Consider the following 19091-nt stretch of genomic DNA (forward strand, 5'->3'; position numbering starts at 1 on the left):
ACCGACCTGCGTCCCCGAGAGAGGCTCCCCATGGACCGACTCGTCTTCCTCCTCGCCACCGGGCTCGCCCGGGGCCTCGTCATCGCGCTGTTCGCGCTGTCCCTGGTGATCGTCTGGCGCGCCGCGCGGCTCGTGAACTTCGCGCAGGCCGCCGTGGCCACCGTCGCCGTCTTCGCCGCGTTCGCCGTCACCGGCGCCACCGGGTCCTCCTGGGCGGGCCTCGCCGCCGCCCTCGTCGCGGGCGCCGCGCTCAACGCCGCCGTGGAGCGCGGGCTCATGCGGCGCGTGCCGTCCGGCAGCCCGCTGCCGGGGATGATCGTCGCGATCGGGCTGGTCATGGTGCTGCAGTCCGCCCTCGGGATCGCGTTCGGCCCCCGGCACCGGCCGATGGCGGCGCCGTTCGACGAGCGCCCCTTCGTGGTGGGCGGCGTGCCCCTGCTCTCGCCGTACGACCTGTTCGTGCTGGTCGTCGCGCTGGCGGTGGTCGGGCTGCTCGCGTGGCTCTTCAACGGCACGTCGCTCGGCCTGCAGCTGCGTGCGTCGGCGGCGGCGCCCGAGGTCTCCCGGCTGCTGGGGGTGCGCGTGCCGCGCATGGTCACCCTCGGCTGGGCGCTGTCGGGAGCGGTCGCTGCCCTCGCGGCGCTCCTCCTCGTGCCCACCGAGCTCGGCCTCAACGCCCACTCCGCCGACCTGCTCTTCGTGCACGCGTTCACCGTCGCCGTCCTGGGCGGGCTCGACTCGCCGACCGGTGCGCTGGTCGGCGGGGTCCTCGTGGGGGTGCTGATCAGCCTCGTCACGGGCTACCTCGGCGCGGGGGTCGCCCCGCTCGCCGTCCTCGCCCTGCTCACGCTCGTGCTGCTGGTCCGCCCCGGCGGGATCTTCGCCACGGCCCAGGTGCGTGCCGCATGACCGCCACGCGACCCGTCCGGACCGAGGAAGCAGAAGCGACCGAGGAGGCCGCCGTGCGCGCCGACCGTCCCGCCCCCGACACCGCCCCCCGGCGGCTCACCCGCACCCAGCGCATCCTGGTGCACGCGGTCGTGCTCACCCTGCTGGCCGTCGCCGCGACGTTCGTGCTCGACCCGTACCGCAACTACCAGCTCGCCGTCGTCGCCGCGACGTTCTGCGCGACGGCGGGGCTCTCGCTCCTCGTCGGCCTCACCGGCCAGCTCTCCCTCGGGCACGCCGTGCTCATGGCCGCCGGAGGGTACGGCTACGCCCTCACCGTGAACGCGGCGGCCGGCGCCGGCCTCGACGGCGACGGCGGCGCCTCGCTCGCCCGCGTCGTCCTGGGCCTCGTGGGCGCCGTCGCGGTCTCGGGCGCCGTCGGGGGACTGCTCGGCCTGGCCGGCGCGCGCCTGCGCGGGCCCTACCTGGCCGGCCTGACGCTCGCCATGGTCGTCGCGCTGCCCGCGCTCACGGCGCAGGTGCCGGCGCTCGGCGGGGACCAGGGCCTGGCCGTCCCGTTCGAGGGCGTGCCCGAGGCGCTGTCCCGGCTGATCGCCGTGGAACAGTGGCACGCCTGGCTCGCGATCGTCGTGGCCGCCGTCGCCGTCACGCCCCTCGCGGTGCTGCGCTCCGGCCGCGCGGGCCTGCGCATGCGCGCCGTCCACGGCGACGAGACCGCAGCCCGGCTGTCCGGCGTGTCGCCCGGACGGGTCAAGGTCGGCGCGTTCGTCGCGAGCTCGCTCGCGGCCGGCCTCGGCGGCGCCGTCCTGTGCCTCGTCACCCAGTCGGTCGGCCCGGGCCGCTACGACCTCGCGTTCTCGCTGCTGCTGGTCGTGGCCGCCGTCGTCGGCGGGCTCGGCAGCCTCGGGGGCGCGGCCGCCGGCGCGGCTCTGGTCGTGCTGCTGCCGTGGCTCGTCGACACCGTCACGGCCGCCGTCGGCGTCCCCGCCGACCTCGAGCAGCGGCTGTCCGGCAACCTCGCCGTGCTCGTCTTCGGCGCCCTGCTGATCGTCGTGACCCTGGCCTGGCCGGGCGGGCTGGCCCGCGCCGCGGCTCGCCATGCCATCCGTCTCCGTCCCCGTGGCCGCACCGACGCGTCCGCGACCCTGCCCGAACCCACAGAGAGGTGACCATCATGCGGAACCCCCGCACCGCCGCTGCCGGCACCACCGCCGGCATCGCCGCGGCGTCCGTCGCCGCGTGCCTGGCCCTGTCCGGCTGCAGCACGCCGGCAGCCGCCGCGCCCGGCATCAGCGACGACACCGTCACGGTCGGCACGCACCAGCCGCTGACCGGCCCGGCCGCCGCCGGCTACGCGTCGATCTCCGCCGCCACGAAGGCGTACTTCGAGTACGTCAACGCGGGCGGCGGCGTCCACGGCCGCTCGATCGAGTACGTCGTCAAGGACGACGGGTACAACCCCGCGACCACCCAGACGGTCGTGCGCGAGCTCGTGCAGGAGGACGAGGTGTTCGCCCTGCTCGGCGGGCTCGGCACGCCCACCCACTCGTCCGTGCTCGACTACCTCACCCAGAACGACGTGCCCGACCTCTTCGTCGCGTCCGGCAGCACGATGTGGGACGACCCCGAGGGGCACCCGAACACGTTCGGCTTCAACGCCGACTACGTGGTCGAGGGCGCCGCGCTCGCGCAGTACACCGCCGACGAGCACGCCGGGAGCAAGGTCTGCGTCTTCGGGCAGGACGACGACTTCGGCGAGGAGTTCCTCGAGGGGGTCGAGCTCGCCCTCGGCGCGGACGGCGTCACCGCCCACGAGTCGTACTCGACGTCGAACCAGGACGTCACCGCGCAGATCGGCGCCCTGCAGGCCGCCGGGTGCGAGGACGTGCTGCTCGCCACGGTGAACGGCTTCACGGCGCTCGCGGTGGGGACCGCCGCGAAGATGGGCTGGAGCCCGCGGTGGCTGGCGTCGTCGTCGGGCGGCGACTACCCGACGCTCGCCGAGCTGCTCGGCGAGGACGTCGCGCCCGTGCTGCTGGACGGCTTCGTCAGCGCCAACTACCTGCCCTTCGGCCCCGACGGAGAGTGGGTCGAGCTGTTCCGGCAGATCAACGACGAGTACAACGACGGCGCACGGTTCGACGGCAACACCGTGTACGGCATGAGCATGGGCTACCTGTTCGCCGAGGCGCTGGCCGCCGCGGGCGAGGACCCGACGCGCGAGAGCCTGATCGAGGCCGTCGAGTCGGGCAAGCTCGAGGGCAACGGCATCCTGCCGCTCATGTTCGGCCCGGACGACCACTCCGCCTTCGACGGCGTCGGCATCACGGTCGTCGCCGACGGCGTGCAGGACTACGTCGGCGCGACCTACGCCGTCGGCAGCGGGAAGGTCACCGCGGTCGAGCCGCAGCCCGTGCCGCTGCGCCACGAGGGGGTCCCGAGCTCCTGACGACCCACGACGAAGGGGGGCGGGCCGAGAAGCTCTCGGTCCGCCCCCTCGCCGTGTCGCGAGTCGTGGCTCGCTATCCCGCAGGGGTGGGGTCCGGCGCGAACCGGCCGGGCAGCTCGCGCTTGAGGATCTTGCCGCTCGGGCCGAGCGGGAGCTCGTCCACCACGTGCACGACGCGCGGGTACTTGAACGCGGCGACACGCTCGCGGATCCAGGCGACGAGCGCGTCGGCGTCGACGGTGCGCCCGTCGGCGGGCACGACGGCGGCGTGGATCTCCTGGCCGTGCACCGGATCGGCGACGCCGAAGACGGCGGCCAGCGCCACGTCCGGGTGGGAGATCAGCGCCGCCTCCACCTCGGTGGGATACACGTTGTACCCGTTGCGGATGATCATGTCCTTCTTGCGGTCGGTGATCGCGAGGACCCCGTCGGCGTCGAGTGTGCCGAGGTCGCCGGTGCGGAACCAGCCGTCGACGACGGCCGCGGCGTCGGCGTCCGGCCGCCCCAGGTAGCCCTTGAGCAGGTTGTGCCCGCGCACCACGATCTCGCCGAGCGCGCCCGGCTCGGTCAGCAGGTGCACCTCGTGGTCGATCACCGCGTCGGCGACCGCGACGTCCACGCCCCACATCGGCCGGCCCACCGTGCCGGGCCGGATGGGCTCGAAGACCGTGTTGCAGGAGACGCTGGGGGACGTCTCGGTGAGGCCGTAGCCCTCGTGCACCTCGGCGCCGTAGGCCGCGGCGAACTCCTCGAGCACGCTCACCGGCAGCGTCGCGCCGCCCGAGACGGCGTACCGCAGCGGCGGCCGGGCGTCGCTGCGACGGGCGGCCTCCAGCATCCCGACGAACATCGTCGGCACGGCGGTGAACACCGTGGCGCGGTGCGCGACGAGGAGCTCGAGCGCCTGGTCCGGGTCGAACCGGGGCAGCAGCACCACCGACGCCCCGACGCGGAAGGCGCAGTTCATCACCGCCATCTGCCCGAACGCGTGGAACAGGGGCAGGCCGCCGAAGACGACGTCGTCGTGCCGCAGGTCGAAGGAGTCGATGAGGGAGCAGTGCACCTGCTCCACGGCGGCGAGGTGGGAGCCGACGGCGCCCTTGGGCAGCCCGGTGGTGCCGCTGGTGTAGAGGATGGTCGCGGCCGACGTCGGGTGCACCGGCGTGTGCCGCTCCACCGGGGTCGCGGCGGCGGCCTCGTCCTCGAGGCGGGGGAGCGCCGGCCCGCCCTGCTCCGCGGGGGGAGCGAGCACCGTGACGAGGCGGACGCCCGCGCGCTGGGCGGCGGGGGCGGCCTCGGCGAGCATCGGTGCGGCGGCGACGAGGACGTCGGCCCTGCTGTCGCGCAGCACGAACTCGATCTCGCCCGCCCGGAACAGCAGGTGGATCGGGACGACGACGGCGCCGAGGGTGAGCGCCGCGTAGTACACGCGCGCGAAGTCGGGCACGTTCGGCACGACCATCGCCACGCGCGAGCCGCGCCCGATCCCGCGCGCCGCCAGGGCGCCGGCGTAGGCCCGGGTCTGGTCCCACAGCGCGCCGTACGTGGTGGTGGTCCCCGCGAAGTGCAGCGCAGGGTAGTCGGGGTGGCGGCGCGCCGTCTCCGCCAGGAGCGACGCCGCCGAGAGCGTCCCGAAGCCGGGGCCGTCGACGGCGTCGTCGGTGACGCCGTCGAGGGGGCGGTCGGGCCCGGGGGAGGCGGGGTCGGGGGTCGGGGTCATGTCCGGTCCTTTCGTCGTCGTCGATCGTGGACGGGGAGAGGGGTGACGGGCCTCAGGGGCGGAGCTCGGCCCGCCCGAGGGAGCTCAGGTGCACCTCGTCGGGTCCGTCGGCGAGCCGCAGGGCGCGCGCCGCGGCGAACATCTCCGCGAGCGGCTGGTCGCCGGACAGCCCGGCGGCGCCGAAGAGCTGCATCGTGCGGTCGAGGACGGCCTGGACCGCGCGCGGCACGGCGATCTTGATGGCCTGGATCTCGCGCATGGCCCGCCGGTTGCCGACCGTGTCCATGAGCCAGGCGGTCTTGAGGACGAGCAGCCGCAGCGCCTCGATCTCGACCCGGGACGTCGCGACCCACTCGCGCACCACGCCCTGGTCGGCCAGCGGGCGGCCGAACGCGGAGCGCTCGCGGGCCCGCTCCGTGGCGAGCGCGAGCGCCCTCTCCGCCATGCCGAGGGCGCGCATGCAGTGGTGGATGCGGCCCGGCCCGAGGCGCGCCTGCGCCATCGCGAAGCCCTCGCCCTCGCCGCCCAGCAGGTTCGCGGCGGGCACGCGCACGTCGTCGAAGGCGATCTCGGCGTGCCCGCCGTGGTCGCGGTCGTCGTAGCCGAACACGGTCAGCGGGCGCACGACCGTCACCCCAGGGGCGTCGCGCGGCACGAGCACCATCGACTGCTGCCGGTGGCGGGGCGCGTCGGGGTCGGTCTTGCCCATGACGACGAGCAGCGCGGCGCCCGGGTTCATGGCTCCCGTCGACCACCACTTGCGGCCGGTGATCACCAGGTCGTCGCCGTCGCGCCGGATGCGGGTGCCGATCTGCGACGCGTCGCTGGAGGCCACCCCCGGCTCGGTCATGCAGAACGCGGACCGGATGCGCGCGTCGAGCAGCGGGTCGAGCCACTCGCGCTGCTGGTCGGGGGTGCCGAAGTGGGCGAGCAGCTCCATGTTGCCGGTGTCGGGCGCGGCGCAGTTGAACGCGGCCGGCGCCAGGCGAGGGCTCCAGCCGGTGAGCTCGGCCAGGGGCGCGTACTGGAGGTTCGTGAGTCCGGCGCCGCGGTCCCCGGCGGGGCCGTCACCCGGGAGGAACAGGTTCCACAGGCCCTGCTCGCGCGCGGCGGCCCGCAGGTCGCGCACCACGGGGGGCGGCGACCAGTCGCCCGGGGCGGCCGCGAGCTGCGCGTCGAGCACCGGCTCCGCCGGCAGCACGTGCTCGTCGAGGAACGCGCGCACCCGGCCGGTGAGCTCCGCGGTGCGGGCGTCGGGGGCGAAGTCCATGTCAGTCCCTCCCCGCCTGTGCCGCGGTGGTCCGCGTGGTCGGTGTGGCCGGCCTGCTCGACGTCGGCAGGTGCGCGAGGCCGTCCGCGGCCAGGGGGTCCACGAGGGCGCCGATGCGGTCGAAGCCCTCGCCGACCGTCTCGCCCGCCCGGTAGCGGTAGTGGATGCCCTCGAGGATCACGGCGAGCTTGTACGCGGCGAACGCGCGGTACCAGGACAGGTCGGGCGGCGCGGTGCGTGACCGTGCGGCGTAGGCGTCGACGAGCTCGCCGAACTCCGGGTACCCGGCGCCGGGGACGACGGCGCTGAGCGCGTCGTCGTCGGACGGGGTGGTGCTCGTGAGGCCGCGGATGTCCCAGTACAGGCCGAGCATGCCGAGGTCGACCAGCGGGTCGCCGAGCGTCGCCATCTCCCAGTCGAGGACGGCGGCGACGCGGGGCGCGTCGGGCGGCCCGACGACGATCGCGTTGTCGAGGCGGAAGTCGCCGTGCACGACGCCGGCGCGCCCCCCTGACGCGGGGACGCTCGCGGCGAGCCGGTCCTGCAGCGCGTCCAGCCGCGGCTGGGGGCGGCTGCGGGAGGCGTCGTACTGGCGCCGCCAGGTGGCGACCTGACGGTCGAGGTAGCCGTCGGGGCGGCCGAAGTCCGCGAGCCCGACGGCGGCCGGGTCCACGGCGTGCAGGTCGGCGAGCACCTGCGCGAGCTCGAGGCCGAGGGCGTGCAGGCCGTCCGGCGTGAACGCGGCGTTCTGCCCCGGGCGGGACAGCACCGTGCCGGCCACGTGCTCCATGACGAAGAAGACGGTGCCGGTGACCTCGCCGCGGTCGGTGTCGTCGACGACGTCCACGGTGCGCGGCACGGGGACGGCGCTGTCCGCGAGGGCGGTGACGACGCGGTGCTCGCGGCGCATGTCGTGCGCGGTGGACAGCACGTGGCCCAGCGGCGGCCGTCGCACGACGAGCGGCACGCGGGCCCCGTCGACGCGGTACGTGAGGTTGCTGCGGCCGCCCGCGATCACGCTCGCGGTGAGCTCGCCGCCGGAACCCGTGCCGGCGCCAGTGCCCCCGTCCGTGAGCTCGGGGTGCTCCCGCTCCAGCCACGCCCGCAGCCCTGCGGTGTCCAGTCCGGGCACGTCGGTCATCGATGACCACCTTCCGTCGACCCGGTCCGTCCCGGGGCTCGAGCGAGCATACCGCGCAGTCGGTATGTGGTGCGACCAGGTCGCCCGCTCCGTGGGTGTGGGGGGCGTGCGGGCGGGGCCGGTCAGTCCTGCAGGGTGGCGACCGCCTCGCGGATGCCGTCCGGCACGGGCACCGGGCGCCGGGTGGACTCGTCGACGAACACGTGCGTGAACCGCCCGACCGCGATCGGCTCGTCGCCGCCCGCGCGCAGCACGTGCAGGTCCCAGGTGAGGCTGGTGCGCCCCAGCCGCTCCACGCCGATGCCCACCTCGAGCTCCTCGGGGTAGGACGCCGGGGCGCGGAACTCGCACGACGACGCCACGCAGAGCCCGATGACGTCGCCGCGGGGGTCCAGCCCGCCGTGGGAGATCATCCAGGCGTTCACGGCGGTGTCCATCGCGGCGTAGTAGACGGTGTTGTTGACGTGGCCGTACTGGTCGTTGTCGTTCCAGCGCAGCGGGAAGGGGTGGCGGGCGCGGGGCATCGGTGCTCCTGAGGTCTGAGGCGGGTCTCGGGGTCAGGCGGCGGGCGAGGGCACCCGCAGCAGGTGCCGGAACGCGACGGCGGCACGGTCGGCCTCCGGTGCCTCGCCGGTGATCAGGTCGGCGTAGGTGAACGACTCGGAGACGCGCACCAGCAGGTAGGCGAGGGATGCCGGGTCGATGCCGCCGTCGCCCGCGCCGTCGTCGAACGGGTGGTCCCCGATGTCGGTGCGGACCAGCCACTCGCACGTGGCGAGGAAGCGGTGCTGGATGGGGCTGGCCTTCGTGGTCAGCAGCCGCAGGGCGCGCGCGGGTTCCCGGGCGAGGAACTCCCGGAAGTAGGGGGCGGCGATGAGGTCGCCGGCGAAGCGCGTGAGGAGGTCGGCGACCCGCTCCGCCCCGTGCTCGGACGCCGTCGCGCGGTCGGCCTGGACCAGCGTCGGGACGGCGAGCGACCACAGCACCTCGGTGAGCAGCGCGTCGCGGTTGCCGACCCAGCGGAACACGGACGTCCGGTCGACGCCGAGGCTCGCGGCCAGGGGGCCCATGTCGAGGCGCCGGCCGGCGATGAACGTCTCGCGCGCGAGGTCGAACGCGCGCCGGGCGTCCGCGTGGGCGCCCGGCGCCAGGCGCAGGGACAGCGGAGTGGGCGCTGCCTCGAGGCCGACGGTCGCGATGGGCGCGTCGTGGTGCGCGCCGTCCTGCCCGGCGTCGGGCGCTGCGGCGCGCGCGCCGTCGGGCAGGTCGGTCGGGGTGCTCGTGGCGCTGTCCGGCATGCCCGCAGCCTAGTGCGGCGAGGCGAGGTTCATGCAACATCTTGGAAAATGATGCACGCGGGTGCACACTGGTCGCGTTCGACGACGATCGGAGCAACGATGACGTTCACCGCCCCGGCCCCCGACGTGGCCGCCGTCCCCGCCCTGCTGGATGCCGACTTCTACGGCTTCCAGGGCCTGCTGTCCCCCCGCGAGCAGGAGGCGGCGCTCGCCGTGCGCGAGTTCATGGAGCGCGAGGTGCGCCCCCTCGCCGACGACTACTGGGAGCGCGCGGAGTGCCCCGTGCACCTGTTCAAGCCCTTCGCCGAGCTGGGCACGGTGGGCGCGGCGTGGCCCGAGTGCGCGCCGTTCGAGAGCTCCGCCGTCTTCCGCGGGTGGATCGGCATGGAGCTCGCCCGCGTGGACTCCTCCTTCTGCACCTTCATCGGCGTGTCCTCAGGGCTCGCGATGAGCGCCATCGGGCTGGGCGGCTCGCCCGAGCAGCGCGCGCAGTGGCTGCCGCCCATGGCGAGCGGCGACGTCATCGGCGCCTTCGGCCTCACCGAGCCGCTCTCCGGCTCGGACACCGCCAAGGGGCTGCGCACCACCGCCACCCGCGACGGCGACACCTGGACGCTGCACGGCGCCAAGCGCTGGATCGGCAACGCCACCTTCGCCGACGTCGTCGTGATCTGGGCCAAGGACACCGCCGACGACCAGGTCAAGGGCTTCCTCGTCCGCAAGGGGACGCCGGGGTTCACCGCGACCAAGATCGAGCGCAAGCAGTCGCTGCGCATCGTGCAGAACGCGGACATCGTGCTCGACGGCGTCCAGGTCGCGGAGGCCGACCGGCTGCAGCGCATCGACAGCTTCCGCGACGTCGCCCAGGTGCTGCGCGTCACCCGCGACGGCGTGGCGTGGCAGTCGCTCGGCACGATGATCGGCGCGTACGAGGCGGCCGTCGCGTACACGAGGCAGCGCGAGCAGTTCGGCCACCCGATCGCCAGCTACCAGCTCGTCCAGGACAAGCTGGCCACCGCGCTCGCCAACGTCACCGCGAGCCTGGCCGTGTGCGTGCGCGTCTCCCAGCTGCAGGACGCCGGGACGCAGCGCGACGCGCACGCCGCGATGGCCAAGTCGTTCGTCACCACCCGCATGCGCGAGACCGTCGCCCTCGCCCGCGAGGCCTGCGGCGGCAACGGCATCACCCTCGACACCGGCGTCGCGCGGTACTTCGCCGACGCCGAGGCCGTGTACACGTTCGAGGGCACCCGGGACATGAACAACCTCATCGTCGGCCGCGAGATCACCGGCCACGCGGCGTTCGTCTGAGCCGCCCGCCCCCCGAACCGACCCGAAGGAGACACGACATGACCGAGGCGTACATCGTCGCCACCGCGCGCTCGCCGATCGGCCGCGCGCACAAGGGCTCGCTCAAGGACGTCCGCGCCGACGACCTCGCCGCGCGGATGGCGGCCGCGGCCGTCGCGCGGGTGCCCGGGCTCGACCCCGCCCGCATCGACGACCTCATGCTCGGCTGCGGGCTGCCCGGCGGACGGCAGGGCATGAACATGGCCCGCGTCGTGGCCGTGCTGAACGGCTGGGACGCCGTGCCCGGCACCACCGTGACCCGCTACTGCTCCTCCAGCCTGCAGACCACGCGCATGGCGTTCCACGCCATCAAGGCGGGGGAGGGCGACGTCTTCGTGTCCGCCGGCGTCGAGTCGGTGAGCGGCATGGCCGTCGGGTCGAGCGACGAGATCCCCGGCGTCGACCTCACCAACCCGCGCTTCGCCGACGCGCTGGAGCGCACCGCGAAGCGCGCCGTCGGCGGCGCCGGGACGTGGACGGACCCGCGGGCCGACGGCGGTCTGCCGGACGCGTACATCGCCATGGGGCAGACGGCGGAAAACGTCGCGGACCTGCGCGGCATCTCGCGCCGGGACCAGGACGAGTTCGCGGCGCGCAGCCAGCAGCGCGCCGAGGCGGCGATCGCGGACGGCTTCTGGGCGCGGGACATCACGCCCGTCACGCTCGACGACGGGACCGTGGTGTCCGCGGACGACGGCCCGCGCCCCGGGACGACGGTGGAGAAGCTCGCGACGCTCGACCCCGTCTTCCGCCCCGACGGCACGGTCACGGCGGGCAACGCGTGCCCGCTCAACGACGGGGCCGCCGCCGTCGTCGTGGTCTCCGACCGCGTCGTCGAGGAGCTCGGCCTCACGCCGCTCGCCCGCATCGTGTCGACCGGCGTCACCGGGCTCTCGCCCGAGATCATGGGCCTCGGGCCGGTCGAGGCGAGCCGGCAGGCGCTCGCGCGCGCGAGGCTCGGGATCGACGACATGGACCTGGTCGAGATCAACGAGGCGTTCGCCGCGCAGGTCATCGCGTCGGCCCTCGAGCTGGGCATCGAGGACGAGCGGCTCAACGTGCATGGCGGCGCCATCGCCGTCGGGCACCCGTTCGGCATGACCGGCGCGCGCATCACGTCGACGCTGATCAACGGGCTCGAGGTGTCCGGCGGCCGCTACGGGCTCGAGACCATGTGCGTCGGCGGCGGGCAGGGCATGGCGATGGTGCTGGAGCGCGTCGCGTAGGGCGACGGCCGTTCACCCCACGAACGCCTGCGTGCCCAGCACGACGGCGAGCGCGAGCCGCTCGGCGTCGTCGGTGCCGGGCTCCGCCCCGTAGACCATGACCCGCAGGTCGTCGCCCGCCACGACCAGGGTGTCGCAGTCGAGGGTGAGGCGCCCGACCGCGGGGTGGTCGACGACCTTGTGCCGGGACGGGACGTCGCGGCGCGCGACCTCGGCCGACTCCCAGAGCTCGACGAACCGCGGGCTCAGCGTGCCCAGCTCGGCCACGAGCCGCCGCACGCGGGGGTCGGCGGGGTAGCGCGCCGCCGTCAGGCGCAGGTCGCCGACCAGGCCGGCGACGAGGTCGGCGTGCTCCTCGGCGGTGTGCACGACGCGCGACCCCGGCCCGACGAGGTGGCGCCACAAAGCGTTGCGCTCGATGCCGCGCCACGCCGTCGTCGCGCCGAGCAGGGCGTCGTACGCCGCGTTGGCCACGACGAGCGTCCAGGTCGCGTCGTAGACCGCGACCGGGCTGTCCGCGAGGCGGTCCAGCAGCCGCTGCACGCTCGGCGGGACGCGCGTCGGGACGGCCCCGGCGCCCGGCACCGCGAGCCCGGCGAGGCGGAACAGGAGCTCGCGCTCCGGGTCCGTCAGCCGCAGCGCCCGGGCGAGGGCCTCGGCGACCTGGGCCGACGGCGACGTGGCGCGGCCCTGCTCGAGGCGCGTGAGGTAGTCCACCGAGATGCCGGCCAGGTCCGCCAGCTCCTCCCGGCGCAGCCCGGGCGCTCGCCGGCGCGCGCCGACGGGCGCGCCCACCGCTTCCGGGGTGACGCGGTCGCGCCAGCGGCGCACCGCCCGGCCGAGCTCCGTGGGTCCCACGCGTCGAGTGTGCCTCCCGGGCGGCCCGGCTGTCCTGGCCCTGCCGGTCCTACGACAGCCCGACGACTGCCTGGCGTCGCGCCGGGCGGCGACGCTGGCGGCATGACGACGACACTCATCACCGGAGCGACCAGGGGACTCGGCGAGGAGACGGCGCGCCGGCTCGCGGCCGTCGGCCACGAGGTGTGGATCGGGGCCCGCGACGCCGACCGCGGGCGCGCCGTCGCCGAGGAGCTCGGCGCGCGCTTCGTGGCCCTCGACGTCCTCGACGACGACTCCGTCGCCGCCGCGGCCGACCTCGTCGGGGAGGCGGGCGGCCTCGACGTGCTGGTCAACAACGCCGGGATCGAGCCCCGGCGGGCCGGCAACGCGATCCCGACGCCCGCGGACGAGACGGCGGCCGACGTGCTGTGGACGTTCGCGACCAACGTGCTCGGCGTCGTCCGCGTCACGCACGCCTTCTGGCCGCTGCTGCACCGCTCGGCGGCGCCCGTGATCGTCAACGTGTCCAGCGGCCTGGCGTCGCTGACCGGGCTGAGCGATCCGGACGGCCCCACGCACTTCTACCCGGGGCTCGGCTACCCGGCGTCGAAGGCCGCGGTGAACGCGCTGACCGTCCAGTACGCGAAGGCCTTCCCCGCCGCGCGGGTCAACGCCGTCGAGCCGGGGTTCACCGCCACCGCGCTGAACGGCTTCGCCGGGCCGCAGACCGTCGCCGAGGGGGCAGAGACCATCGTCCGGATGGCGCGGCTCGGCCCCGACGGGCCGACCGGGACGTTCGTCTCCCGGGACGGCGTGCTGCCGTGGTGACGGCAGCGAGCCCGCGCCTCAGAGCCACTCGCCGTCGCGCATGAGGGTGCGGCCGGCGAGCTCGTCGACCTCGCGCCAGGCCTGGACGCGGTGGGGGCGGAGCACGAGGTAGACGTCGTGCTCGCCGCCCGGGCGCGGGTCCCAGTCGGCCTGCGCGGCGTAGCCCTCGGCGAGCTCCGGCGGCGCCTCGGCGACGCGGACCGAGCGCTCCAGGACGGCGTCGATCATGACGACGTCGCGCGTCGCGCCGAGGGAGAGCCGTGCGGTGCCCGTGGCGAACAGGTTGCGGCCTGTGCGTGACGTCGCCTCGAGCGCGAGGACGATCCGCCCGTCGATCCACGCCAGCGACAGCGGCACGAGGTACGGCACGGGCGTGCCGTCGGGCGCCGTCGACGCCGTGGCGACCCAGACGTCCCGCACAGGGGAGCTCAGCATCGCCAGGGTGTCGGCCAGGCGCTGCTCGCGCGGGCGGGGACCGGGGGCGACCTGCGGGTTCGGCGTCATGGCGTCATCCTGCCCGACCTCGGCCCCCGGCACATGGAGCCCGGGGCCGAGGTCGGGCGTCGCAGCGGACGTCAGGACGGGGACGGCGCCTCGGGGACGTACAACGCCAGCGTCTGCGCGACGAGCGCCGGCTTGTCGGCCCCCTCGATCTCGACGGTGACGGTCGAGGCCAGCCGCACGCCCTGGGCGACGGTCTCGGCACCGGTGAGCTCCGTCGTCGCGCGGACGCGTGAGCCGACGGGCACGGGGTGCAGGAAGCGCACCTTGTCCAGGCCGTAGTTCATCGCCATCGCGACGCCGCCCACCTCGACCAGCGACGACGCCAGCCGGGGCAGCAGCGACAGGGTGAGGAACCCGTGCGCGATCGTCGTGCCGAACGGGCCGTCGGCGGCGCGCCACGGGTCGACGTGGATCCACTGGAGGTCCTCGGTGGCGTCGGCGAACGCGTCGATGCGCTCCTGCGCGATCGTGAACCACTCGCCCGTGGCCCGCTGCCCGACGGCGTCGCCCAGCGCGGCGGGGGAGGAGACCTTGATGGTCGTGCTCACGCCCTCCTCTCCCTTCACGCCTTGCTCCTTTCGCGCGATCGCTGCGGTGCCTCGCTCCGGCACACCTCGTTCCTCGGCGTCCCTCCGCGGGGGCTCCTCGCGCTCACGCCTTCGGCCCGCCCGCCACGTAGAGCACCTGGCCCGAGACGAACGACGCCTCCTCGGAGCAGAAGAACGACACGGCGGCGGCGATGTCCTCCGGCTGCCCCACCCGCCCGACGGGCACGTCCTTGGCGGCCTCGGCGTGGAACTGCTCGGGCGTCATGCCGATGCGCTCGGCCGTCGCCGCGATCATGTCGGTGGCGATGACGCCGGGGGCCACGGCGTTCGCGGTGACGCCGAACTTGCCCAGCTCGATCGCGAGCGTCTTGGTGAAGCCCTGCATGCCGGCCTTCGCCGCGGAGTAGTTCGCCTGGCCGCGGTTGCCGAGCGCGGACGTGCTGGACAGGTTGACCACGCGGCCCCAGCCGGCGGCGACCATGTGCGACTGCACGGCCCGGGTCACGACGAACGCGCCGCGCAGGTGCACGCGCAGCACGGCGTCCCAGTCGTCCTCGGACATCTTGAACAGCAGGTTGTCGCGCAGGATCCCGGCGTTGTTCACGACGATCGTCGGCGCGCCGAGGTCGTCGGTCACGCGCGTGACGGCGGCCTCGACCGCGGCGGCGTCGGCGACGTCCACGCCGATCCCGATCGCCCGGCCGCCGGCGGCGACGATGCCGGCGGCGGTCTCGGCGGCCTGCTCCTCCAGGAGGTCGAGGACGGCGACGGCGTGGCCGTCGGCGGCCAGGCGGCGCGCGGTCGCGGCGCCGATGCCGCGGGCCCCGCCGGTGACGACGGCGACGCGCGGCGTGTCGGAGCGGGTGACGGGCGAGGTGGAGCCGGTGGTGGCGGTCATGCGGTGATCCTCTCGTCGAAGGTGATGAGCTGGCGCAGCTGGGCGCCGGCGGCGAGCTGGTCCAGGGCGGTCGGCAGGTCCTCGAGCCCGATGCGGGCCGAGACGAGCGACTCGAGCGGCAGGCGGCCGGCCCGCCACAGGTCGACGTAGCGCGGGATGTCGCGCCGTGGCACGGACGACCCGAGGTAGGAGCCCACGACGGTGCGGGCCTCGGCCGTCAGCGTCAGGGGCGCGACGGACGCGCGGGCGTCGGGGCCGGGCAGCCCTGCCGTGACGGTGGTGCCGCCGGGGGCGGTGAGCGCGAGGGCGGTCTCGAACGCGCGGGCCGACCCGGCGGCCTCGACGACCAGGGGTGCCCGCGCGCCGCCGTCGTGCGCGGTGTCGAGGGCCGCGTCGAGGGCTTCCGTGGGGGTGCAGGCCGTGGCGCCGAGGCTGCGGGCCAGCTCGAGCTTGGCGGGCACCGGGTCGACGCCCAGCACCTCGTGCCCCAGGGCGCGCGCCACGAGCAGGGCGGCCATCCCGACGCCGCCGAGCCCGACGACGGTCACGCGGTCGCCGGTCGCCGGGCGGCCGGCGTTCACGACGGCGCCGCCGCCCGTGAGGACGGCGCAGCCCAGCAGGGCGGCGACGTCGGCGGGCACGTCGTCGTCCACCGGGACGACGGAGGTGCGGTGCACGACGGCGTGGGTCGCGAAGGCGCTGGCGCCCAGGTGGTGGTGGACCGGGGTGGGACCGCGGTGCAGCCGCACCGCGCCGCCGACGAGCGTGCCGGCCGCGTTGGCGGCGCTGCCGACCGTGCAGGGCAGCCGCCCGTCCGTGGCGCAGGCCGCGCAGGCGCCGCACCGCGGCAGGAACGTCAGGACGACGCGGCGGCCGGGGGCGATGCCGTCGGGCTCGCCGTCCGTGTCGTCGTCCGTGTCGTCGTCCCCGCCGGCGCCGACCGCCTCCACGATCCCGGCGGCCTCGTGGCCGAGGAGCATGGGGACGGGGCGCTCGCGGCTGCCGTCCACCACGCTCAGGTCGGAGTGGCACAGCCCGGCGGCCTCGATGCGGACCAGGAGCTCGCCGGGCCCGGGCGGGTCGAGCTCGAGCGTGGTGGCACGCAGCGCCCCGGAGGTGGCGTACGGGGGTGATGCCCCGGTGCGGTCCAGCACGGCGCCCACGATCTGCACGGTCGACCTCCTCGTCGTCGAGGCCCAGTCTGCTCCCGGGAGCCCCGTCACTCGACATACCGACTGCGCGGTATGTCGAGTGCAGCGTACACGAGTCGGGCGCCCGCCCGGGCGGCCCGAGCGGGCGACCTGCGCGGTTGACAGCGGTCGCCACCGCGGCGTCTACTGACAGTGTTCGAACAGGCGTTCGAACACGGCGGTCGGCCGTCGTGCCGCCGTCGTCCGGTCGTTGCTGGTGTGGTCCGCGGGCGCTCGCCCGGCGTCGGGCTCGGGGGGAGGTCGCATGACGGTCGACGCCCCGCCGCGGACCGCGACCCGATCTCTGCCCGACCAGCTGCCCGACCGGGCCGCCGTCGCGCGAGCCGCGCTGCGGGCGGCGGAGCAGCGCACCGGCCAGCGCTCCGTGGAGCGTCCGCACCCCGGTCGACGTCCTGGCGTTCGCGCGACGGAACCGGCCGGCCGCCTGCTGCCGGTGCACCCTGGGCTGGCGGGCCTCCTGCCCGACGGCGGCCTGGCGGCGGGCACGGTGCTCGCCGTGCGCGGCTCGACCACGCTCCTGCTCGCGCTGCTGGCGGAGGCGTCGCGGTCCGGGGCGTGGGTCGCCCTCGTCGGTGCGCCCGGTGTCGGGATGCTGGCCGCCGCGGACGCCGGGATCGCGCTCGGGCGGACCGTGCTCGTGCCCGCCCCGGGCCCGGACGCGCCGGCAGCCCTCGCCGCGCTGCTCGACGGGATGGACGTGGTGGTCGTCGGCCCGGGCGCCGCCCTGCTCGACGGCGACCGACGTCGCCTGGCGGCGCGCGCGCGGGAGCGCGGCGCGGTGCTGGTGTCGCAGGCGGCGTGGCCCGGCGCGCACGTCACCCTGGACGCGCGAGGCGGCACCTGGTCCGGCGTCGACCACGGGGCCGGCTGGCTGCGCCGCCGCACCCTGCGGGTGCGGCGCACCGGCCGCGGGGCCGCCGCCCGGCCCGCCGAGATCGAGGTGGACGTGCCGCTGCGGGTCGAGCGGGTCGTCGGCGGCCCCGCCGCGGGCGCCGTCCCAGGCGTCGAGCAGCACGCCGAGCACCCCGCCGTCGAGCATGCCGTCGAGCACGCCGGCGAGGACGGCCGGCGGACCGCCCGGCTACGGGTGGCGTGATGACGGGCGGGAAGGCTGCGTCCCAGGCGGCCCCGACGGGGGCCACCTCGCGGACGGCCGTGCTGTGGGTCCCGGACTGGCCGGTGGTCGCGGCGCTGACGGGCGCGGGCCTGGACGCGCACGTCCCCGCGGCGGTGCTCGGCGCGCGCTCGGGGGGCGGGTCGGGCGCCGGGCACACCGTCGTGGCCGTCTCCGCCGTCGCCCGCGCCCAGGGGGTGCGGCGCGGGATGCGGCGCCGGCAGGCGCAGGAGCGGTGCCCCGAGGTGGCGCTGCTGGCCGCCGACGACGCCCGCGACGCACGCGAGTTCGAGCCCGTGGCGCTCGCGGCCGAGACGGTGGTGGCGGGCCTGGAGGTGGCCCGGCCGGGGCTGCTCCTGCTGCCGGCGGGCGGGGCCGCGCGCTACCACGGGTCGGAGCTCGCGCTGGCGCAGGCCCTGGTGGGCGCCGTCGCCGCGCGCACCGGGCACGAGAGCCAGGTGGGCGTGGCCGACGGGTTGCTCGCGGCGGTGCTCGCCGCCCGCGAGGACGCCGTCGTGCCCCCGGGCGGGTCCGCGGCGTTCCTCGCCGACCGCCCCGTGGGGGAGCTGGTGCACGCCGTCTGCGACCCGGCCGGGGTGGCCGCCGTCCGGGAGGCGGCCGGGCTGTGGTGGCGGCTCGGCCTGCGCACCCTCGGCGACCTGGCCGCGCTGCCCGCCGCGAGCGTGCAGGCGCGCTTCGGCGACCTCGGCGCCTGGGCGCAGCGGCTGGCCCGCGGCGAGGACCTGCGCCCGCCGGCGCGGCGCCGCATCGAGGAGGACCTGGCGGTGGCGGAGGAGCTCGACCCGCCCGCCCTGCGGGTCGACGTCGCGACCTTCGCCGCGCGCCGCCTGGCCACCGCCCTGCACGACCTGCTCGCGTCGCGCGGGCTGGCGTGCGGGCGGCTGCGGATCACCGCGCGCACGGCGGGCGCCGACCTCGGCGGGGACGACGTCGGTGGGGGTGTCGGCGGGGACGGCGGGGGCACCGTGCTGGAGCGGGTGTGGCGCACGGACGACGCCGCGGCCGGCGGCATGAGCGCGGCGCGGATCACCGACCGGGTGCGGTGGCAGCTCGAGGGCTGGCTGACCGCGGCGTCCGCCCGGCGCGGGGGTGGGGCCGACCCGGTCGTCGCGCCGATCGCGCACCTGGCGCTGGCGGCGGAGGACGTCGTCCCGGCGACCACCCACCAGCCCGGCCTGTGGGGCGCGGACGCGGGCGAGGGTGAGCGCGCCCGGCGCGCGCTCGGGCGGGTGCAGGGCCTGCTCGGCGGGCACGCGGTGCTCACGGTGGAGCTGCAGGGCGGCCGCGGTCCCCGCGACCGGGTGCGGCTCGTGCCCTTCGGCACGGAGGGCGGCGCGGGCCGTGACCCCGGGCTGCCCTGGCCGGGCGCCCTGCCCAGCCCCGCGCCCGCGGGCCTGCCCGACGAGCCGGTGCCCGCCCGGGTGCTCGACGCCGCGGGGCGCGACGTCGTCGTGGACGCCCGGCTCGCGATGAGCGGCGAGCCCGCCGCCGTCGCGTGCGGCGGCGGTCGCGGGGCGGGCGGGGCGCAGGACGTGGCCGCGGTGACGGGGTGGGCGGGCCCCTGGCCGCTCGCCGAGCGCTGGTGGTCGGCGGGCGGGGGAGCGCGCCGCGTCTACCTGCAGGCGGTGCTCGACGACGGGCGGGCGCTGCTGCTGGCGCAGACCGGCGGCGTGTGGCAGGTGGAGGCGTTCTATGACTGAGGCGGAGGTGCAGCGGAGGGTGGGGGCCGAGGAACGAGGCACGCGCCAGGAGCGGAACCGCAGC

General features: G+C 76.1%; 18 protein-coding genes. 8 read left to right on the top strand and 10 right to left on the bottom strand.

Annotated elements, in window-relative coordinates; translation table 11 throughout:
- The first annotated feature begins 30 nt into the window (after positions 1-30).
- Genes ACQP60_RS04910 through ACQP60_RS04920 form a run of 3 tightly spaced genes read left to right on the top strand, consistent with a single transcriptional unit; the run spans position 31 to position 3358 of the window.
- Positions 31-909: an ABC transporter permease subunit gene (locus ACQP60_RS04910; RefSeq protein ID WP_429728968.1), complete on the top strand. Its 879-nt coding sequence runs from the start codon at positions 31-33 to the stop codon at positions 907-909.
- Complete coding sequence (locus ACQP60_RS04915; protein ID WP_429728969.1) at positions 906-2078, top strand: branched-chain amino acid ABC transporter permease; 1173 nt, start codon at positions 906-908, stop codon at positions 2076-2078. Before ACQP60_RS04910 ends, ACQP60_RS04915 begins: the two co-directional genes overlap by 4 nt.
- Positions 2079-2083: 5 nt before the next feature.
- Positions 2084-3358 (top strand): ABC transporter substrate-binding protein, encoded by a 1275-nt coding sequence (locus ACQP60_RS04920; protein WP_429728971.1) that lies wholly within the window; start codon positions 2084-2086, stop codon positions 3356-3358.
- A gap of 73 nt (positions 3359-3431) precedes the next feature.
- Here the strand turns inward: ACQP60_RS04920 and ACQP60_RS04925 are convergent, their stop codons facing one another.
- The 5 genes from ACQP60_RS04925 to ACQP60_RS04945 all read right to left on the bottom strand — a co-directional run bounded on the left by ACQP60_RS04925 (position 3432) and on the right by ACQP60_RS04945 (position 8787).
- Complete coding sequence (locus ACQP60_RS04925) at positions 3432-5078, bottom strand: AMP-binding protein (RefSeq protein WP_429728972.1); 1647 nt, start codon at positions 5076-5078, stop codon at positions 3432-3434.
- Between the two features lie 52 nt (positions 5079-5130).
- Complete coding sequence (locus ACQP60_RS04930; RefSeq protein ID WP_429728973.1) at positions 5131-6348, bottom strand: acyl-CoA dehydrogenase family protein; 1218 nt, start codon at positions 6346-6348, stop codon at positions 5131-5133.
- A gap of 1 nt (position 6349) precedes the next feature.
- Positions 6350-7489, bottom strand: a complete 1140-nt coding sequence (locus tag ACQP60_RS04935) for a phosphotransferase family protein (protein ID WP_429728975.1) — start codon at positions 7487-7489, stop codon at positions 6350-6352.
- A 122-nt stretch (positions 7490-7611) separates the two neighbouring features.
- Positions 7612-8013 carry an acyl-CoA thioesterase gene (locus tag ACQP60_RS04940; RefSeq protein WP_429728977.1) on the bottom strand — a complete coding sequence of 134 codons (402 nt, stop codon included), beginning with the start codon at positions 8011-8013 and terminating at the stop codon, positions 7612-7614.
- A 33-nt stretch (positions 8014-8046) separates the two neighbouring features.
- Positions 8047-8787 (bottom strand): QsdR family transcriptional regulator, encoded by a 741-nt coding sequence (locus tag ACQP60_RS04945; protein WP_429728979.1) that lies wholly within the window; start codon positions 8785-8787, stop codon positions 8047-8049.
- A 99-nt stretch (positions 8788-8886) separates the two neighbouring features.
- Between ACQP60_RS04945 and ACQP60_RS04950 the strand changes: the two genes are divergently transcribed.
- Together ACQP60_RS04950 and ACQP60_RS04955 are read left to right on the top strand one after the other, a co-directional pair.
- Positions 8887-10098: an acyl-CoA dehydrogenase family protein gene (locus tag ACQP60_RS04950; protein ID WP_429728981.1), complete on the top strand. Its 1212-nt coding sequence runs from the start codon at positions 8887-8889 to the stop codon at positions 10096-10098.
- Positions 10099-10136: 38 nt separating this feature from the next.
- Complete coding sequence (locus tag ACQP60_RS04955; RefSeq protein WP_429728983.1) at positions 10137-11363, top strand: acetyl-CoA C-acetyltransferase; 1227 nt, start codon at positions 10137-10139, stop codon at positions 11361-11363.
- A 12-nt stretch (positions 11364-11375) separates the two neighbouring features.
- Here ACQP60_RS04955 and ACQP60_RS04960 read toward each other — a convergent pair whose 3' ends face one another.
- Positions 11376-12221 (bottom strand): helix-turn-helix domain-containing protein, encoded by an 846-nt coding sequence (locus tag ACQP60_RS04960; protein WP_429728985.1) that lies wholly within the window; start codon positions 12219-12221, stop codon positions 11376-11378.
- 102 nt (positions 12222-12323) lie between these two features.
- Here ACQP60_RS04960 and ACQP60_RS04965 point away from each other — a divergent pair, with 102 nt between their 5' ends.
- Positions 12324-13031 carry an SDR family NAD(P)-dependent oxidoreductase gene (locus tag ACQP60_RS04965; RefSeq protein ID WP_429728987.1) on the top strand — a complete coding sequence of 236 codons (708 nt, stop codon included), beginning with the start codon at positions 12324-12326 and terminating at the stop codon, positions 13029-13031.
- Between the two features lie 18 nt (positions 13032-13049).
- On the opposite strand, the gene ACQP60_RS04970 is transcribed toward ACQP60_RS04965, so the two are convergent.
- From ACQP60_RS04970 to ACQP60_RS04985, 4 genes are all read right to left on the bottom strand, one after another.
- Complete coding sequence (locus tag ACQP60_RS04970) at positions 13050-13535, bottom strand: pyridoxamine 5'-phosphate oxidase family protein (RefSeq protein ID WP_429728989.1); 486 nt, start codon at positions 13533-13535, stop codon at positions 13050-13052.
- Positions 13536-13606: 71 nt separating this feature from the next.
- The gene (locus ACQP60_RS04975) at positions 13607-14101 is read right to left on the bottom strand and encodes a MaoC family dehydratase (protein WP_429728991.1); all 495 of its coding nucleotides are present in this window, start codon (positions 14099-14101) and stop codon (positions 13607-13609) included.
- Between the two features lie 85 nt (positions 14102-14186).
- The gene (gene fabG, locus ACQP60_RS04980; RefSeq protein ID WP_429728993.1) at positions 14187-14981 is read right to left on the bottom strand and encodes a 3-oxoacyl-ACP reductase FabG; all 795 of its coding nucleotides are present in this window, start codon (positions 14979-14981) and stop codon (positions 14187-14189) included.
- Positions 14978-16153, bottom strand: a complete 1176-nt coding sequence (locus tag ACQP60_RS04985) for a zinc-binding dehydrogenase (RefSeq protein ID WP_429728995.1) — start codon at positions 16151-16153, stop codon at positions 14978-14980. Before ACQP60_RS04985 ends, fabG begins: the two co-directional genes overlap by 4 nt.
- A gap of 283 nt (positions 16154-16436) precedes the next feature.
- Between ACQP60_RS04985 and ACQP60_RS04990 the strand changes: the two genes are divergently transcribed.
- A complete protein-coding gene (locus tag ACQP60_RS04990; protein ID WP_429728997.1) occupies positions 16437-17288 on the top strand; it encodes a hypothetical protein in 852 nt (283 codons plus the stop codon).
- A complete protein-coding gene (locus ACQP60_RS04995; RefSeq protein WP_429728999.1) occupies positions 17288-19027 on the top strand; it encodes a Y-family DNA polymerase in 1740 nt (579 codons plus the stop codon). The genes ACQP60_RS04990 and ACQP60_RS04995 overlap by 1 nt, the downstream gene beginning before the upstream one ends.
- The last annotated feature ends 64 nt before the right edge of the window (positions 19028-19091 follow it).

It is taken from the genome of Isoptericola variabilis, assembly GCF_050311655.1.
GTDB lineage: Bacteria > Actinomycetota > Actinomycetes > Actinomycetales > Cellulomonadaceae > Isoptericola > Isoptericola variabilis.

Coding starts and splice junctions, on each gene's coding strand:
- ACQP60_RS04910 (WP_429728968.1), top strand. CDS start 31: ATGGACCGACTCGTCTTCCTCCTCGCCACCGGGCTCGCCCGGGGCCTC.
- ACQP60_RS04915 (WP_429728969.1), top strand. CDS start 906: ATGACCGCCACGCGACCCGTCCGGACCGAGGAAGCAGAAGCGACCGAG.
- ACQP60_RS04920 (WP_429728971.1), top strand. CDS start 2,084: ATGCGGAACCCCCGCACCGCCGCTGCCGGCACCACCGCCGGCATCGCC.
- ACQP60_RS04925 (WP_429728972.1), bottom strand. CDS start 5,078: ATGACCCCGACCCCCGACCCCGCCTCCCCCGGGCCCGACCGCCCCCTC.
- ACQP60_RS04930 (WP_429728973.1), bottom strand. CDS start 6,348: ATGGACTTCGCCCCCGACGCCCGCACCGCGGAGCTCACCGGCCGGGTG.
- ACQP60_RS04935 (WP_429728975.1), bottom strand. CDS start 7,489: ATGACCGACGTGCCCGGACTGGACACCGCAGGGCTGCGGGCGTGGCTG.
- ACQP60_RS04940 (WP_429728977.1), bottom strand. CDS start 8,013: ATGCCCCGCGCCCGCCACCCCTTCCCGCTGCGCTGGAACGACAACGAC.
- ACQP60_RS04945 (WP_429728979.1), bottom strand. CDS start 8,787: ATGCCGGACAGCGCCACGAGCACCCCGACCGACCTGCCCGACGGCGCG.
- ACQP60_RS04950 (WP_429728981.1), top strand. CDS start 8,887: ATGACGTTCACCGCCCCGGCCCCCGACGTGGCCGCCGTCCCCGCCCTG.
- ACQP60_RS04955 (WP_429728983.1), top strand. CDS start 10,137: ATGACCGAGGCGTACATCGTCGCCACCGCGCGCTCGCCGATCGGCCGC.
- ACQP60_RS04965 (WP_429728987.1), top strand. CDS start 12,324: ATGACGACGACACTCATCACCGGAGCGACCAGGGGACTCGGCGAGGAG.
- ACQP60_RS04970 (WP_429728989.1), bottom strand. CDS start 13,535: ATGACGCCGAACCCGCAGGTCGCCCCCGGTCCCCGCCCGCGCGAGCAG.
- fabG (WP_429728993.1), bottom strand. CDS start 14,981: ATGACCGCCACCACCGGCTCCACCTCGCCCGTCACCCGCTCCGACACG.
- ACQP60_RS04990 (WP_429728997.1), top strand. CDS start 16,437: ATGACGGTCGACGCCCCGCCGCGGACCGCGACCCGATCTCTGCCCGAC.
- ACQP60_RS04995 (WP_429728999.1), top strand. CDS start 17,288: ATGACGGGCGGGAAGGCTGCGTCCCAGGCGGCCCCGACGGGGGCCACC.